This window comes from Ammoniphilus sp. YIM 78166 (assembly GCF_004522215.1).
In the GTDB taxonomy this organism is placed as follows: Bacteria; Bacillota; Bacilli; order Aneurinibacillales; family RAOX-1; genus YIM-78166.
Genome location: NZ_SDLR01000007.1, coordinates 185,370 through 202,022, shown reverse-complemented (window position 1 = coordinate 202,022; position 16,653 = coordinate 185,370). Strand labels below are relative to the sequence as shown.

At 42.7% G+C, this 16,653-nt stretch carries 18 protein-coding genes; 9 read left to right on the top strand and 9 right to left on the bottom strand.

The annotated features are described in order from the left end of the window. Positions 1-101: 101 nt before the first annotated feature. Positions 102-452 (top strand): hypothetical protein, encoded by a 351-nt coding sequence (locus tag EIZ58_RS26985; protein WP_134704088.1) that lies wholly within the window; start codon positions 102-104, stop codon positions 450-452. Positions 453-503: 51 nt separating this feature from the next. Here the strand turns inward: EIZ58_RS26985 and mnmL are convergent, their stop codons facing one another. Beyond that, on the bottom strand, positions 504-1,439 hold the full coding sequence (mnmL, locus tag EIZ58_RS26980; RefSeq protein ID WP_134704087.1) for a tRNA modification radical SAM protein MnmL/YtqA: 936 nt from the start codon (positions 1,437-1,439) through the stop codon (positions 504-506). A gap of 102 nt (positions 1,440-1,541) precedes the next feature. Between mnmL and EIZ58_RS26975 the strand changes: the two genes are divergently transcribed. Both EIZ58_RS26975 and EIZ58_RS26970 read left to right on the top strand, forming a co-directional pair. Beyond that, a complete protein-coding gene (locus EIZ58_RS26975; protein ID WP_134704086.1) occupies positions 1,542-1,766 on the top strand; it encodes a DUF1128 domain-containing protein in 225 nt (74 codons plus the stop codon). 17 nt (positions 1,767-1,783) lie between these two features. Next, on the top strand, positions 1,784-3,073 hold the full coding sequence (locus EIZ58_RS26970; RefSeq protein WP_134704085.1) for a BaiN/RdsA family NAD(P)/FAD-dependent oxidoreductase: 1,290 nt from the start codon (positions 1,784-1,786) through the stop codon (positions 3,071-3,073). Between the two features lie 52 nt (positions 3,074-3,125). Here the strand turns inward: EIZ58_RS26970 and EIZ58_RS26965 are convergent, their stop codons facing one another. Beyond that, entirely contained in the window at positions 3,126-3,398 is a 273-nt protein-coding gene (locus EIZ58_RS26965) for a hypothetical protein (RefSeq protein ID WP_134704084.1), read from the bottom strand. Positions 3,399-3,581: 183 nt separating this feature from the next. Here EIZ58_RS26965 and typA point away from each other — a divergent pair, with 183 nt between their 5' ends. Further along, positions 3,582-5,417, top strand: coding sequence for a translational GTPase TypA (typA, locus tag EIZ58_RS26960; protein ID WP_134704083.1), 1,836 nt, complete (start codon positions 3,582-3,584; stop codon positions 5,415-5,417). A 42-nt stretch (positions 5,418-5,459) separates the two neighbouring features. Here the strand turns inward: typA and EIZ58_RS26955 are convergent, their stop codons facing one another. The 4 genes from EIZ58_RS26955 to EIZ58_RS26940 all read right to left on the bottom strand — a co-directional run bounded on the left by EIZ58_RS26955 (position 5,460) and on the right by EIZ58_RS26940 (position 10,069). Beyond that, the gene (locus tag EIZ58_RS26955) at positions 5,460-6,878 is read right to left on the bottom strand and encodes an LCP family protein (RefSeq protein WP_134704082.1); all 1,419 of its coding nucleotides are present in this window, start codon (positions 6,876-6,878) and stop codon (positions 5,460-5,462) included. Positions 6,879-7,059: 181 nt separating this feature from the next. Beyond that, entirely contained in the window at positions 7,060-8,169 is a 1,110-nt protein-coding gene (locus EIZ58_RS26950) for an ABC transporter ATP-binding protein (protein ID WP_134704081.1), read from the bottom strand. A 103-nt stretch (positions 8,170-8,272) separates the two neighbouring features. Further along, positions 8,273-9,271, bottom strand: coding sequence for a PucR family transcriptional regulator (locus tag EIZ58_RS26945; RefSeq protein WP_134704080.1), 999 nt, complete (start codon positions 9,269-9,271; stop codon positions 8,273-8,275). Continuing rightward, positions 9,272-10,069 (bottom strand): alpha/beta hydrolase, encoded by a 798-nt coding sequence (locus EIZ58_RS26940; RefSeq protein ID WP_167577996.1) that lies wholly within the window; start codon positions 10,067-10,069, stop codon positions 9,272-9,274. It abuts the gene before it with no gap. Positions 10,070-10,212: 143 nt separating this feature from the next. Here EIZ58_RS26940 and EIZ58_RS26935 point away from each other — a divergent pair, with 143 nt between their 5' ends. Further along, positions 10,213-11,115: an acyl-ACP desaturase gene (locus EIZ58_RS26935; RefSeq protein WP_370297816.1), complete on the top strand. Its 903-nt coding sequence runs from the start codon at positions 10,213-10,215 to the stop codon at positions 11,113-11,115. A 145-nt stretch (positions 11,116-11,260) separates the two neighbouring features. After that, positions 11,261-12,262, top strand: coding sequence for a copper amine oxidase N-terminal domain-containing protein (locus EIZ58_RS26930; RefSeq protein WP_134704078.1), 1,002 nt, complete (start codon positions 11,261-11,263; stop codon positions 12,260-12,262). Positions 12,263-12,359: 97 nt separating this feature from the next. Here EIZ58_RS26930 and EIZ58_RS26925 read toward each other — a convergent pair whose 3' ends face one another. Both EIZ58_RS26925 and EIZ58_RS26920 read right to left on the bottom strand, forming a co-directional pair. Beyond that, the gene (locus EIZ58_RS26925; RefSeq protein WP_167577995.1) at positions 12,360-13,868 is read right to left on the bottom strand and encodes a copper amine oxidase N-terminal domain-containing protein; all 1,509 of its coding nucleotides are present in this window, start codon (positions 13,866-13,868) and stop codon (positions 12,360-12,362) included. A gap of 157 nt (positions 13,869-14,025) precedes the next feature. After that, on the bottom strand, positions 14,026-15,144 hold the full coding sequence (locus tag EIZ58_RS26920; protein WP_134704076.1) for a DUF3900 domain-containing protein: 1,119 nt from the start codon (positions 15,142-15,144) through the stop codon (positions 14,026-14,028). Positions 15,145-15,323: 179 nt separating this feature from the next. Here EIZ58_RS26920 and EIZ58_RS26915 point away from each other — a divergent pair, with 179 nt between their 5' ends. After that, the gene (locus EIZ58_RS26915; protein WP_134704075.1) at positions 15,324-15,521 is read left to right on the top strand and encodes a hypothetical protein; all 198 of its coding nucleotides are present in this window, start codon (positions 15,324-15,326) and stop codon (positions 15,519-15,521) included. A gap of 58 nt (positions 15,522-15,579) precedes the next feature. Here the strand turns inward: EIZ58_RS26915 and EIZ58_RS26910 are convergent, their stop codons facing one another. After that, on the bottom strand, positions 15,580-15,807 hold the full coding sequence (locus EIZ58_RS26910; RefSeq protein ID WP_134704074.1) for a hypothetical protein: 228 nt from the start codon (positions 15,805-15,807) through the stop codon (positions 15,580-15,582). A gap of 153 nt (positions 15,808-15,960) precedes the next feature. Between EIZ58_RS26910 and EIZ58_RS26905 the strand changes: the two genes are divergently transcribed. After that, positions 15,961-16,179, top strand: a complete 219-nt coding sequence (locus EIZ58_RS26905) for a hypothetical protein (RefSeq protein WP_134704073.1) — start codon at positions 15,961-15,963, stop codon at positions 16,177-16,179. Positions 16,180-16,311: 132 nt separating this feature from the next. After that, positions 16,312-16,620, top strand: a complete 309-nt coding sequence (locus EIZ58_RS26900; protein WP_167577994.1) for a helix-turn-helix domain-containing protein — start codon at positions 16,312-16,314, stop codon at positions 16,618-16,620. Positions 16,621-16,653: the final 33 nt, after the last annotated feature.

Sequence of the window (16,653 nt, the reverse complement as noted above, 5' to 3'; positions counted from 1 at the left end):
GTATCCACAATCTTTGCATTGCCCTTGTAAATATACCATAGCCTCTTGAGCCTAGGTGTTAATTTCATCACACCTTTTGTCCAAAGAAAGGAAAAACAAACATGTCACTGGACCACGCCCTAGAACAATTTCGTTATGCCTTGTTTATTGGAGAGTTGCCTAAAGACGATTTCAGCCCTCTTACGCAGGAACAATATATTGAACTTTACGAGCAACAGATTGAACGAGATCCGGCGATGGAGAGGAAACTGATGGTTACTCTATCAGCCCCCATACTTTCTCCTTACCGAAAGCAAATGGAGCAGCTTGCCCGAATGGAGAATATGATTGCAGGTGAAGAGCGCATTATTGCATGTAGCGACGATGAAGTTCTCGAAGAGCTCTATGATGAAGTCTCCAATATGGAAACGGATGAAGAATGGCAACAATTTAAAAGTAGGTTATTATCTTAATAAAGAAGGGCGCCTCTGGAGTTGATCGCTCCCCGTAGGCGGCCCTTTTTCTTAACTCGTCCACAAACGTCCTTGCCATGTATTTCTTTGCCTAAGCTCCCGTTCAATTCCATTCAGGACTTCCCACTTCCTGCGACTCCACAACGGTCCTATTAGGAGATCTGGCGGACCATCGCCTGTTAAGCGGTGAATGATCATGTCCGGTGGTAAGATTTCAAGAATATCTACAACTAATCGGATATAGGTTTCTTGATCCAAAAATTCGAGCCCACCTTGCTCCCATAGCTTCACAAGAGGCGTTTTCTTCAGCAGATGCAAGAGATGGATCTTGATCCCTTGAACAGGGAGTTGGGCCACCGCTTTTGCGGTATCCATCATCATGGCTTCTGTTTCGCCGGGTAATCCTAAAATAATGTGAGAGCACACACGGATGTTATGCTTCCTCAGTTTCTCTACAGCCTCTACATAGGTCTGAAAATCATGGGCTCTGTTGATCAACTCAGCGGTTGATTCGTGAACGGTTTGCAAGCCCAATTCGACCCACAGATAGGTCCGTTGATTAATCTCCGCAAGGTATTCTACTACATCATCAGGGAGGCAATCCGGTCTCGTGGCGATGGATAAACCCACTACCTCTTCTTCAAGGATGGTTTCATAGCACTCCCTTAATTCTTCTACCGGTGCATACGTATTGGTATAAGCCTGAAAATAGCCGATATACTTGGCTTGTGGCCACTTTTTATGCATTCGTTCCGCAATATCGTGGAATTGTTTTTTCAAATCATCTCGGCGCGATCCTGCGAAATCTCCCGATCCTCTAGCACTGCAAAAGGTGCACCCACCAATGGCTACCCTTCCATCCCGATTTGGACAAGTAAAGCCGGCATCAAGCATCACCTTAAACACTTTTTCTCCGAAAAGCTGTCTTAAATGATAATTCCATGTATGATAGCGCTTGTCTCCCCAAAATAATGGTTGATCTGTCATATGCCTCCCCCTCCATTCTCTATGCTTATATTTTATTATTAGTATTACCTTGTCAATATGGTAAAATTATTGCTATATGATCTAAAATTGGAGATGATAATAATGAATCTAGAAAATCCGAGTCGTGAAAATATGGTTTATATGCTGAATGAACTGCAAAAAAAGCTAACGATGGCGAATACCTCTGTAATGAATCCGGACGCCTTTGAACTGAATGTTTATGAGGACATGTATGACCTGTTTGAGATGGTCATGAGAAAAGAACGGTTTAGCATTAATGAAATGGAGGCCATCGTAAGCGAGTTAGGAAGCTTGAGAAAAAAATAAAGGGATGGCATTCGCTTATGAAATATGACGTCATCATTATCGGAGGCGGCCCTTCCGGTCTCATGGCAGCTGTCTCAGCTGGACAGGCTGGGGGCAGCGTCCTCTTACTCGATAAGGGGGATAAACTGGGAAGGAAATTGGCCATCTCCGGTGGCGGAAGATGTAATGTAACCAATGCGGGAAGCGTGGACTTCATCATTAAGCATATCCCCGGCAATGGCAGGTTTTTGCATAGTGCCTTTTCTATCTTCAACAATCAGGATATTATTCACTTTTTCGAAGGACTAGGCATAAAACTGAAAGAAGAAGATCGCGGACGCATGTTCCCCGTATCCGACAAGGCAAAGGATGTAGTCCAAGCCTTAATCAATAAGATCAACTCCCTGAATGTCGACATCCATACCAACGCCCCCGTGGATCGGGTGCTGTATGAACATGGACAGGTTAAAGGGGTGCGTTTAAAAAGCGGGAATATAGTTTCCTCCGACGCGGTCATCATTGCGGTAGGAGGAAAATCGGTTCCCCATACCGGATCCACGGGCGACGGGTATCAGTGGGCACAAGAAGCTGGGCACACCATCACCGAGTTATATCCAACCGAAGTTCCGCTTACCTCGAGGGAGCCGTTTATTACCCAGCGGACCCTCCAGGGGCTTTCTCTAAGAAGCATTCATCTTTCCGTGTTGGATCCAGTAAAGAAAAAGAAAATCATTGAACACGAGGGCGATCTCATCTTTACCCATTTTGGTTTATCGGGTCCAGCGGCTCTTCGATGCAGTCAATATGTAGTGAAAGCCCTGAAAAAGCATCAAGTAAAAGAGGTAACGGTTGCGATTGACTTGTTCCCGCTCAAGAAGCCCACGGAAATAACCCAAGACCTTCAAGAGAAAATCGAGGCTGAACCCAAAAAACTGTTCAAAAACCTCTTAAAAGGCTATCTTCCCGAACGGTTTATCCCTCTGCTTCTGGAATGGAGTCAAATCGATGAGGATACGGTAGCCACACACCTTCCAAAAGAAGCTGTAGAACGGTTGATCAAACTTCTTAAAGCGATACCGATCCAAATTAACGGTACACTCTCAATTGAGGAAGCGTTTGTAACCGGTGGAGGTGTCCACTTAAAGGAGATCGAACCTAAAACCATGCAATCTAAATTAGTAGGGGGATTATTTTTCTGTGGGGAAGTCTTGGATATCCATGGCTATACGGGCGGGTTTAATATTACCGCTGCGTTTACCACAGGATATGCTGCCGGTAAAGGGGCTGTAGAATACAGTCGAAATAAAGAACTATTTCCCGTGGAATAATGTCTTAAATACGAGAAAAAGAGGCCCTGCATCCAACAGGTGCCTCTTTTACTTAATGGATGGAGTGGACTTCCTCTTCTTCCTTAATATCCTTTTTTTCCACTGGATACTTAATCGTCTTCACTTCGAGTTCCATGTGTTCTCGGTTCTTAGCCGCTTGCGTAATTCCTACCAAAAGGCTCGATAGACCAAAGCCAAACAACCCCCAGCCAATGGGATTGTCAACCAAATTTTGTTTAGGGTTGGTACGCTTCATAGGCATCATAAATAACCCTAACAGAAGGAACACCCCGCCAAACAGAAGCATCATTAAGCCTCTTTGCATTTTATCAGCCTCCTTTACAACTAGTATGAGGCCGCTTTAATTGAGGTATGCTTGGCAAGATTTACAATCCCTTAACCTTTTCACATATATTCTCTTAGGTGTTTGCTTTAAAATAGTGTATAATATGTAGGTTGAATGTAAAACTTTCTATAGTAAGTAGAGATCCAAAGGAGAACACTTCGAATGAAAAGAGAAGATTTACGGAATATTGCCATCATCGCCCACGTTGACCATGGTAAAACCACACTTGTTGACAAGCTCTTGCAGCAGTCTGGTATCTTTCGCTCCAATGAGCAAGTTCAAGATCGGATGATGGATTCGAACGATCTAGAAAGGGAACGTGGAATCACGATCCTTGCCAAAAATACAGCAGTTAATTACAAAGGGCATACGATTAATATTTTAGATACTCCTGGCCACGCGGACTTTGGAGGGGAAGTTGAGCGAATCATGAAAATGGTTGACGGCGTACTATTAGTCGTCGACGCTTTTGAAGGCTGTATGCCACAAACTCGCTTCGTATTAAAGAAGGCCTTAGAGCAAAACCTTACACCGATCCTCGTTATCAATAAAATCGACCGTGAGAATGCTCGTCCGGAAGAAGTTGTGAATGATGTTTACGACTTGTTTATTGATCTGGATGCCAATGATGAGCAATTGGAGTTCCCAGTGATTTACGCGTCAGGGATCAATGGTACATCCAGTACGGAGCCAACACGACAAGATGAGAACATGGAAGCCCTATTTGACGCCATCATTTCCCATATCCCTGCTCCAGAAGTGGATATTGATGGACCTCTTCAAATGCAGGCTACTATCTTGGATTATAACGACTACTTGGGACGAATTGGAATTGGCCGTATTCATCGCGGAGTCATCCGCCGCGGACAAATGGTAGCTCAGATCACGAGAGAAGGATCTGTTAAACAAGTTCGAATCGCCAAGCTGTTTGGCTTCTCCGGGTTAAAGCGAATTGAAATTGAAGAAGCAAAAGCAGGGGATCTTGTAGCAGTGCCTGGTTTATCCGATATCAATGTTGGGGAAACCATTGCGGATGTAGAAGCTCCAGAAGCCCTGCCACTCCTTAAGATCGATGAGCCAACCTTGAAAATGACCTTCTCCGTTAATAACGGTCCTTTCGCAGGAAAAGAAGGGAAGCATGTGACCTCAAGAAAAATTAGAGATCGCCTGTATCAAGAGCTTGAAACGGACGTAAGTCTTCGCGTAGATGACTCCGAAGGCGGAGACTCCTTTGAGGTATCTGGTCGCGGCGAGCTTCACTTATCCATTTTGATCGAAACGATGAGAAGAGAAGGGTATGAGCTATTAGTTTCTAAACCTGAAGTCATCATCCGTGAGATCGAAGGAAAGAAAATGGAGCCAACGGAACGATTAGTAATTGATGTTCCTGAAGAATTTACCGGTGCAATTATGGAGTCACTTGGCCATCGCAAGGCTGAAATGGTGAATATGATCAACAACGGATTCGGTTCAGTCCGCTTAGAATTCTTGATTCCTTCCCGCGGACTCATTGGTTATCGTACCGAATTCATGACTCTAACTAAAGGCTACGGAATCCTCAATCATTCGTTTGACAGCTACCAGCCTTATATTTCAGCACAAGTAGGCGGACGTCGAGTGGGCGTATTAATCTCCCATGAAACCGGCGTTGCTACCACCTATGGACTGCTTTCCGTTGAAGACCGTGGAGTGATGTTTATCCACCCAGGAACCAACGTATACGAAGGCATGATTGTCGGTGAACACAATCGTGATAACGACCTTGTGGTAAACGTATGTAAAGAAAAGCACGCAACAAACGTACGCAGTGCTACAAAGGATGATACCGTAAAGTTAAAAACACCAAGAAGCTTGTCTCTTGAAGAAGCTCTTGAGTACTTGAACGATGATGAATATTGTGAAGTGACGCCACAATCCGTTCGACTTCGTAAGAAATATCTAAAGAAAAACGAACGTGAAAGTGCCAAAAAGCAACAACGCTACGGCGTAACTCAATAATGGCAATTAAAAAAGAGGACCAATTGGTCCTCTTTTTTTATCTTAGCCCTGCGTTTCGGTTGCAGGTGGTTGTTCTACTGGAGTTGGTTTCGGAGCAGGCGGCTGCAGCATTCCTGATTGTTCTGCCGGATTAGGAACCGGAGAAGGTTCTGGTGTCGGCTGTGGTTGAACGACAGGAACCGCAACTGGGTCTGGACTAGCTGGCTTTGCTTCTTCCGCAGGAGCTGGCTCATTTGATGGTGTCTTAACTGCTGGCTGTGTTTCCTTTGGCTGCTGCTTTGTCCCTTGAGGTTGCTCCTTTACCTGCTTGTTAACAGGGGCTTCTTGTGCTTGGTTTTTAGGGGCCGTTGCCGGTTCTGCTTTTTTCACGGTTGTATTGGTTTTAGACGTTCCGCTATCTACACGTAAGGAGGATTGGAAAGTCCCACCTTCGATCCCCATTTCCGTTTGGAAGGCCGCTTGAATTTGCTTTAGGTTTTCTTTTGGAATAATCGTATGAGAGCTTGCTCTATCCCAGAAGCCTCCTGTATCAAGGCTGGCAATATTCTCTGAACCTATGGATTTAAAGTCTAGAATCAAACCTCTAATTTGATCTTTGGAAAGGTCCGTTTTCGCATGGTCGCCTGCTACATTTAATACGGTAAAGAAGCTAGAAATCCCTGTGAAAGATTTCATCTTATCGACCATAGACTTAATGACAATTTGCTGTCTTTGACCCCTGTCAAAATCAGAAGAATAATATTTAGAACCACGATTGTCCAAACGATGTCGAACATAGTCTAGTGTATTTTTCCCATCCAATTGCTGAAGACCTGGCTTGAGGTTAATATGTGTTCCATCCGTTGGATCATCATATACCATGCTTTTCTCTACTTCAATCTCAAGGCCGCCTAGTTTATCCACCACCTTGGTAAACCCTTCAAAATCGATAAGTGCATAATAGTGAATCGGGATGCCCAGTGCATCCTCTAAAGTTTTCTTCAGTAATGTGGTTCCGGTTTCCGTTACCGGCTTTCCCGTTTGCTCCGCGAGACGGCGTTCTCGTTCTCCCTTTGAATAGACGGAGTTAATTTTATGGTATCCTTTATATCCCGGAATTTGCACACCTGTATCACGTGGGATGGACATCATAGTCACATGCTTCGTTTTCGGATTGATGGCTGCAACGATGATCACATCGGTATTCATCAATCCTAAACCTTCCCTAGAATCCTTTCCAATCATGACAATCGAGATGGGTTCCTGGTCGTAATTAACTGGCTTGGTGGTATCGTCCTTCATCACTCCAGGCTCTGCTTCAGTGGTTATATCATCTAAAAAACCTTCTACCTTCCACCAGACCGCACCTGCAGCTACAGCAGTGAGAAGAAAAAAGCTTAAGAACAAATTGACCCATATTTTCTTTTTCTTCGACTTTTTTACCTGTTTATGTTTTAAAGATCGGTTTGTCTCTATCTGCATGTTGTGACCTCCAAGCAACTAAATAACACCCATTAAAGCATAATGTACAATATAAAATAAAGCAATAACTAATGTATAAATAACTACGAAATTCGACATAATATTAAATTAGACGGTGGCCAGGGTCATATGGTTGCATCTATACGAAAAAAAACTGCGAGATCCTCGCAGTTTTTTTCTTTTATCGGATAGCCTCTTCTGTCTTAACATCAAAGAAGTGGCATTTGTTCATATCAAAAGCAAGTTCTACCGCTTCTCCACGCTTTTGTTCACTTCTTCCCTTTACGCGAGCTGTGATGGTTGATTTTCCAACAGCAAGGTATAAGAACACTTCCGCTCCCATATTTTCTGCTACTTCAATCTTAGCCTTGAATTTTGCCTGTGGCGCAGATTCTAGGAAGACCAGTTCATCATGGATATCTTCTGGACGAATTCCGAAGATAATATCTTGTCCTACATATCCCTTTGTTCGCAAGATTTTCGCTTTGCCTTCAGGAATTTGAACAGATCCCCCTTCGCTCTTAAAGTAAACCTGTCCGCCTTCTTCAACAACTTTTCCTTCAATGAAGTTCATCGCAGGTGAACCGATGAATCCAGCTACATATTTGTTTTTAGGGAAGTTGTAGATTTCAGTTGGTGTCGCTACTTGCTGGATTACTCCATCATACATAACCACGATGCGATCGCCCATGGTCATCGCTTCGGTTTGGTCATGCGTAACATAAACAATCGTCGTTTCCAAACGCTTGTGAAGCTTACTGATTTCCGTACGCATCTGTACGCGAAGCTTCGCATCAAGATTGGAAAGCGGCTCATCCATCAAAAATACCTGCGGTTCACGAACGATCGCACGTCCTAGTGCAACACGCTGGCGCTGACCTCCGGATAAAGCTTTAGGCTTTCGGTCTAACAAATGCTCAATGTCCAAGATTTTGGCTGCATCTCTTACTCGCTTATCAATTTCAGCTTTTGGAAACTTGCGAAGCTTAAGTCCAAACGCCATGTTATCGTATACATTCATATGAGGATACAAGGCATAGTTTTGGAATACCATGGCAATATCACGATCTTTTGGAGCTACATCATTCACTACGCGATCGCCGATATATAGTTCTCCTTCGGAGATATCCTCTAATCCTGCAATCATTCGAAGTGTGGTAGACTTCCCGCATCCGGATGGGCCAACCAAGACCAAAAATTCCTTATCTGCTACATCTAAATGAAAGTCTTTTACCGTAAGCGCACTCTCTCCATACTTTTTCTTCACGTGATTGAACTTTAAGCCTGCCATGTTTTAGCCTCCCTTGATTTAACAACTTGTTATCTTTATTTTAGCTGGTGGAGAGTAAAACGCCTATTGGACAGGTTTAACAAACTTAACAGGCTCTATTTAGTTAATTTGTATGAAAGCCTTTGCAGAGCATGAGGGCGAGGTAAACCATGTAGGCATCCTGACCATTGCGAATATCTCTTCCGGTTTCCTGTTTAAACTTTTCAATTCGATAAAGCAACGTATTGCGGTGAATATAAAGTTTTCTTGCGGTTTCGCTGACATTTAAGTTTTCTTCTAAGAGAACTTGTACGGTAAGAAATAATTCATGATTTAAGGACTTTAGGCTATTCGTTCCCACAATATCTTTGATAAACAGAACAGCGCGTTCCTTAGAGATTTCAGAGAGTAAAAGCTCTAAGGTCATGTTCCAAGAAAAGTATACATTCTGATCCTCATGAAATACTTTCCCCGCATGAAGCGTGAGTTGTCCAGTCTGAAAAGACGAACCCCATTCTTCCACAGCGCTAACCGAAGGCATAAAGGCCATTCGCACCCCATCTATGCCTTCCTCAACCAAAAGTTCCCCTAGTCCTCTCCCTAATTCTTCCTGCGCCTCTTGGTCTTGGGGATCTAGGGAAAGCTCCTGCAAAGGGATTAGATAATAGCCACTATCATCAACCATCCCCTTAAAAACTTTCCGCTCAAAATAGGATTCTATGATTTGGACAACGGGTGGGGTAACCGCTAGGCTATGATTTACAATCATAGGAAGAAAAGTACAAGTCGTGTCTACACCTAGCTGTGTTGCTTGTTCCTGAATATGGGGAAGTGGCTTGCCATTAACAATATTTCGGAAAAACGCGTCCCAAACCGTCCCTTCCCCGCCGCGGGAAGCGGCTTGGTTAATCAGTAGTTCAATGAATTTAACAATCTGTTCATTTAACAAAGAACAAGGATAGGATAAGCACTGGCCTTCACCTAGATAAAAAAGCCTTTTTTCCCCATGCTCGATGCTCTGCCCTGCCAAAATGGGCGTTAACTCCAAAGCGTATTGTTCAATTTCTCCTATGGCTCCAATGATCTGATTGACTTGATCAACCCATGCGTATTTTTCTTTCATCTATATACTCCTACTTTTCATCCATTCAACCATTTTTCTATGTACCTCTTGTTTCTCTGGCTCATTCAATAACTCGTGATACAGTCCAGGCCATTCGATAAAATTCTTATCCTTTAATGAGAGTTGTTCAAACCACTTTCTTGATCTAGAGGCATCCGTAATCAGGTCTTGTCCTGCTTGTTGAATGAGTAGGGGAACGTCTGGAAAATTCTCACGCTCTTCCCAGTTTTTTTGCATATGGGTCTCCAGTTCTCGAAACCATCGTACGCTTACACCTTTTACATTGAGAGGATCTGAGTCGATCATTTTCCGGACGTCTTCACTTCTTGTGACATCCTTGGAGGTAACCTCTGAGCGAAGAGTAAGCGTGGGGTAAACCACATTCAGCATCTGGGCAATTGAGGCCTTCCAAGCAGGCACTTTAATCTTTAAGCCAAAACACGGAGAAGACAGAAGAACCCCTTTTACCTGTGGCCTTTTCGTTTCCATTAGCCGACTGACGACCAGCCCACCTAGGCTATGCCCAAAGACAAAAGGAAGCTGCCCGTTTCTATTTACGAGCTCTTGATACCACTGGTCAGCAGCATGAATATATTCTTCAAATGAATGGATATGTCCACGCCTTCCTTCCGACTTGCCATGGCCTGGCAGATCTCCTCCGAGCACATCAACCCCAGCCTTGTTCCATTGCTCAATCGCCCATTGATATCTCCCTACATGCTCACCGGATCCATGCACCAATAGTATCGATCCCCAAACCGACCCTTTACCTGGGGAAAAGACGGTATTCGTATGCACCGAGATCCCTCCCTTTTATAAATTAATACAAGCTTATCATTAATTGTCTTAAAAAATACACATAATTAAACCAAAAAGAATTTTCTTTTATGCTCTAAAACCTTTATAATGTAAGTTAAAGTGTTTTTAAGGAGGTTTATTCGATGATTGAATTTAACAACGTAGACGCCAGATTAGAAGGGCGCTTAATCGAATTATACAAGAGTCATCAAGAAAGAGCTAAAAATATTGATTGGAGCTACCATGACTTTATTCCATGGGGCCAAGCTCGCTGCTTCAAGGAAACGCCTTGGCATGAGAGCCAAAGAACTCTTCCTCCAGCTATCTATACAGCTATCGAGACTGCCTTGCTTACAGAAGTCAATCTTCCTTGGTTTACTACCCATCTGAACGTCACTTTTAAAGGCTCCCTTGAAGTCTTGAAGGATTTTATCCATACTTGGGTATCGGAAGAAGACCAGCACTCCAGTCTTCTTGAAACATACTTGATTGTGACCCGGAACGCCAATCCCCATGAACTGCGCAAGCTAAGAAAGCAGGTCGTGGAGCTTGGATATGAGAATGAATTCCCTGAGCCTGTTCAAGTCATGGCTTATACCGCGATTCAAGAATTAGCTACCATGGTTTACTACAACAATGTAGCCAAAGTGGCTCAGAATTATGATCGTGACCTTGCTACCTTGCTTCGCCGCTTAGCGAAGGATGAAAGCTTGCACTATGCCTTCTACCGTGATGCCGTAAAAGCTCACCTTGAACTGGATGCTAACTATATTCTACCTGTTTCCTACGTCCTACAGCATTTTGGTATGCCAGGCAGAGACATGCCTAATTTTGAAGAACGAATGAAGGTGATTGGTCAAGAAGCCAACTATGGTCCGGAACAGTACTTTCTTCAAGTAGTTGATGTGCTTGTCGAGTTCTGGGGAGTTCGTAACTTAACCCCATCCCATCCCGAAGCTGAAGCAGCTAGAACCAGTATGTTGAAACACCATGACCGATTAAAGCGTATTACCGAACGTGCAACTCGCAAAAAGACTAACGTATAAACCAGGATTATTCGCCTGGTTTTATTTTTTTTGATTAATGATATTGAATATCATTTATATTGACAATGATTATCAATATACCTTAAAATGAGATGGGGAGAAATCTTACATACTAACATACGAATAAGGAAGGAAGTTGATCAACATGAAGTCGAGGACCAAACTACTCCTCTCTCTCTTTCTTGGTCTAATCATGATTTTCCAATCCTCTGCGGTTGGAGCTTACTCTTATGGTAAGCCGGATCAGGAAGACATTGGAGAAGTATACAAGCTCGTATATGCCGAGCTAAATAAAAACACCCCCGATTGGGCAAAGATGGCTACGGAGTTTGCGAAGGTAAAAGCAGAAATCGCCAACCCCCATCATTATGGGCCTGTTTCCCCACAAATTGCGGCCTATATCGAAACCAAGATTGCAAACAAAGACAAGTCCGGTCTCATTGAAAATTACAAGGCTCTCATGGTCCTAAATATTGAAAGAAGACTAGCTTTCACCGGAAAATCTTTTTCAGACTATCCAACGGCCAAACTCATCCTGGCTAAAGGGTACGCTACGTTTCGTGACTTAAGACCAACCATTACAGATGCAATTCCAGCAGGTACCTTAGCCGAGCTTGATAAGGATTTTCATACGATGGTAGATGACGCAATCGGAAATCCTGGACTTTTCGGAGTAGGCAAAAAGGAGCCAAATAAAGCCCTCTATGATTCTCTTCAAAACAAAATTGTGAATACGCTTAAACCTAAGTTTCCCTTAAGTCTTAATCAAAGCCCTTCTTCCACTGGTCTTGTACTAACGATCGATCAGACTCGGGCAACCATCAATGGAAAAGCTTCTACCTTAGATGCCGCTCCTTATATTAAATCCGGTAGAACCTTTGTACCTATACGTTTTATTTCGGAAGGACTAGGTGCTAAAGTGACATGGGACGATAAGAGCAAAACAGTAACCATTACCGAAGGTACTAAGACCATTCGTTTAACCATCAACAGCACAACGGCAGTAAGTAACGGTAAGCAAGTAAAACTAGACGCACCTGCAGAGATTAGAAATGGCAGAACCTTCGTACCTGTACGTGTTATTTCTGAAGTACTTGGGTATAAAGTAGACTGGAATGCAGCTGCTAAACGAGTGACTATTCAATAAATGAGATAAAAAAGGATTCATCTACGAGTTGTAGACGGATCCTTTTTTGAATGTAAAATAAAAAGGACATCCTGCTTTTTGAGGATGTCCTACTTAATTAGTGAATAATAACTTCGCCGTTAAAGTAAGCTACTTTAGATCCGAGTACGTTGCTCACCGCTCGAACTGGAATGTAGGAACGGCCATTTTGGATCACAACAGGCTGGTCTAGTGTAGTTTTCTCATCTTTCTTTCCATTCACCACAACCTCGGTGCTGCCCACTACTAATTCAATGGTCTTGTCGGCTTTGGTAATGACCACTTTGTTTTCTGCAGCAACCCATTCTACCTTGGCACCTAGAGCTTCAGCAACAAAACGAGCAGAAGCTAGCGTGCGGTTGGTTTCTTTATTTAAGAACGAAACTTCCTCGTTAAAGGAAACGGTTTGCCCATCCAAAGTTAGGGCCTTCTCACCAATCCCAAATTGAACACCCTTCAATTGGGTAAGAATCGCTAAGTTTTCGAAACCAAGCTTTTTCGCTTCTTCTACCTTATTCGCTTTTACTGCTTCAAAGTAAAGCTGTCCATTCTCTAGAAGTTTTGCATAAACGTCAGCTCCAAGCTGATCTTTAACAAACACTTCTTGGGCTGCCGTGAAGGCATTTCCCTCGGCTGCCACTTCTAGCGCTTTAGCTTCATCGCCCTTTGCTAAGTTATCAAAGGTGGCCGAATAGTAACCGCTAACCTTTCCGTTAATCGCTTTAGCCAAATTTCCTCTAACCATCTCCGCTGTTACACGGGCACCTTCACCGCTCTCGAAAGCCAATTTGATGGCATCTGCGCTTTCCTTAGAAGCTCCAGCCAAGGAGTTATAGATCGGCAAGAAGAAGAAGTAGCCTTCTGCCATAAACTTAGCCACATCAGCGGTTTTTCCTTCCTTATGGGCTTTCTCAATATTGCCAGCGTAAAGAGCCGTTCCTAAAGCGAAAGTCTTGATTATGGTCTTATCTAAGTATTGGCGATAAACATTAAAGTTTTTCTTATCACCAGCTGCTGCTGCCTTCTGAAGCTCAGGGATGATGATCTTAAACTGATCTTGCATCGTAGTTTTGAATCCGTTGTCACGTTTCCCCGCTGTAACGAACAACGTACCTTCAAAAAGCTTGATGCCTTTATCCAAAGCTTCTAGTGCTGCTTGGGTATCTTCTTTGTCGAGTGCGGCCAATGTTTGAATGCGAACGTATTCTGTAATTTCTTGATAGAAGAACCACTGTAGTCCCTTATCAATAGCTTGCTTTACTTGATCCTTTGAATAGCTTCCTTTAATCCCGTTATCAAAGAAATGTAAGACCTTCTCATCAATTTCAGCATTTCTAGCTTTTACTGCCGGTTGAAGCTGGACGATGTACTCGGCCTTTACTTTTTCCAAATCTACCTTTTCTGCAGAAAACATTCCAACTAACGCGTTGTAGCTTGCCACTTGCTTTTCCTGGACACCAGTTTCTGCCTTCACTTGAAACACAGCTGTAGTTTCAGCAGCACCTGCCAATGGAGCAAATGCGGTAAAAGCAGTACCGAGTGTTAAGGACAACGCTAAAGTTGTCATGATGACTTTTCTTTTAATCATGTTCTGTCTCTCCCTTAGATACAAAAGTATGTATAATTGAAAATGATTATTACCTTCGATATAAATGATAATCATTATTAACAAAACTGTCAAGCCTTCTTTTTCATGAACTAGAAAATATAAGTAAATATAAGAAAAGCCCCGGTGAATACCGGAGCTAAAAGGGCGGGTCTTCATCAGCTGAAGCCACCTCTGTATATTGAAGCTTGGGTTCTGCTTGTTTTTTGGCAATTCGCTGTATCACGCTTTCTAATTGATCTGGACGGAGTAATTCGACTGGTGAGATTCCTTTATCAAATTGAAAAGAATCTCCTTCAATAACCACGACATAACGATGTCCCACTTTAGCAAAATGGATATTCTCTCCATAGTCAGCTAATAAAGACTTCACCATGACACCGTCTAGTTTAAACTTCATCTCTAGATCTGGCTTGGCTTCGACTAGTGCCTGCGTAGCGGCAGCCACTTGCTCATGGGTCCACTTTTCTTGCAGCTCTCTTTCTTTTTTCCCCACCCATACATCCAGCTGTTCCAATTCTTTTTGCTTTTCTTCTTCCTCTTCAGGATACGTTTCTTCGATAAATTCCTGAACCATTTCCACAACCTGAGTATTCATCATTTCAGGAACAGAAGGCTCATAATCTACATATTTTAAGAAGTCTTCGAAATATCTCGCATGAGAGGACTGAAAGATTTTCAATTCCCATTCACTGCTCATCCCCTCCTCCGGAATAAATGGATAGAGGATGGATTTGATACTTTTGGCACTAATCGCCATTTCTACTTCCTGCAACAGATATCGTTCATCCGCAATACGAGCAATCTTGGATTCAAAATCGCACTTCATGATAAAAAGAAGAGGCTCATCAGAGTATTTGGTAAGCTTGGCCCTGGCGGTAATGATGGCTCCTCCGCGACTCGCAGAAGCCTGCATATAAGCTCGAACCAGCTCATCGCTTGAAGCTTTAAACCCATCAAGGCTCTCTGCAGCCCTTAATTTAGCAAACATATTATAATTCGGATTACTATCTAACCCATAACCTGGCTCAGCGATAAACCTTCCTACCTTCGTGGGAGCTTGATCTGTTTTCGGCGTCCGATCTACCTTCCTGCGGACCGTCTTAGCAAATTCTCCGTCTAGAAACCACTTTACATTGCTTTCGCTATAGGTCTCTTCATCTAGTGTCTGGAAGTGCCGATAGGACTTTTGAGCGTGCTCTCCTTCTCCCTCCACTTTGACTACAAAAAAAGAAAGATATTCGACTTTAAATTCCATCTTCATGATTCCCCTCAATAAACTATCCTGTTTAGCTATTATATCAGCATTTTTTTAGTTTAGAGGACGATTTTCGGAATTTCTGAGTGTATATTTTTGTCATATTAACCCGCTTTTTTAGATATATATTTAGTAATCAGCTTTAAAGCCACCAAGCCGTAAAAAAGGAGGGTCTTACATTGGAAGAATTTCTAGCTGAAATCTATACCATTAATCAGATAAGCATTCTTGAAAGCATAAAGAAAAACATTAAGGACCAAGTCGTCGATCCCTCACTAGGCTGGCAAGATCGAATTATTCTATATCGGAAAGTACAAATTATTAATGAATATATCCTACACTTACAATCCGTTAATGAGCGTGTAGCAAAGCTGTAAGGATAAAACAAAAAGCCCCTACTGATTCGGCAAATCAGTAGGAGCTTTCTTAAGTATGTTAATTGTAAAATATATCGTCTAAACAAGCGAGCTCGCCGTTTTCATCTAACTCATAAAAATATATTTTATCGCCTAATTTCATTTCAATAAAACAGTCAGAGCAATAAAAATACTTAGGAGCAACCTGACCAACGTTAATTCTTTGGCAATTCGGGCACCTTACAATTCGATCTCCTTCTACACACCGGTCAAAAAACTGTTCTACTGGCATTGCTTCCATATTCATATACACCTCACTTATCATATCCTTCCTAATCTATCAATCAGTATGGTCAAAACTAACAAAATCTAATCACCTTTCCAGGAATAGAAGAAAGCACCTTTGCAGACAATAAGCATAGCTCGTAAAACACAGCAGCTAGGAAGGAGAGAACACCTGATGAACCGCCAAGAAAATCAAAACATGATTACTCAAACCGCAAAAACGATTAAAGATGGTGCAGACACCGCCTTCGATACCGTAGAGAATGCGGTTGAAGCCGCAGCACAAGCCACCCAAAGAGGATTAGAAACCGTTGAAAGCACGGCAATGAATGCCGTGGACGAAATGGCTGATGCAGCTAAAAATATGATGAAAAGAATGAACCGCGACGAATAGCTTGGAGGTTATCCAAGCTATTTTTTTTGTTTTGTATTGTGATTTTTATCATAGCTGGCATCCTAATTCGTGTGTTAGCATCATGGTAAGCGTAAAAACGTCAGAAATTTATTAATGAAGGGATGTCTTACCATGAAATTAGAATTACTATTGCCCATTTTCCGATCTTTGCAGGACGATACTCGCATTCGTGTTTACCATTATCTCGTGGACCAACAAGAAGCTTTCAATTGCCAAGACCTTGCAGCTGTTTTCTCCATTCACCCGAATGTCATGAGAGATCATCTGAAGACCCTAGAACAAGCCAACCTGATCACGGAAGAGCGAGCCTCGTATAGAACGAGCAAAACAGGTAGAAAACCTATGGTTTACCGTGCAAACCCCAATCTTTTCCATGCTCTTGATAAGTGGAATCAGGAAATGCGCGTGTTAGTGGGATAATGTAATAAAAAGAAAAAAGAACCGTGCTTCACG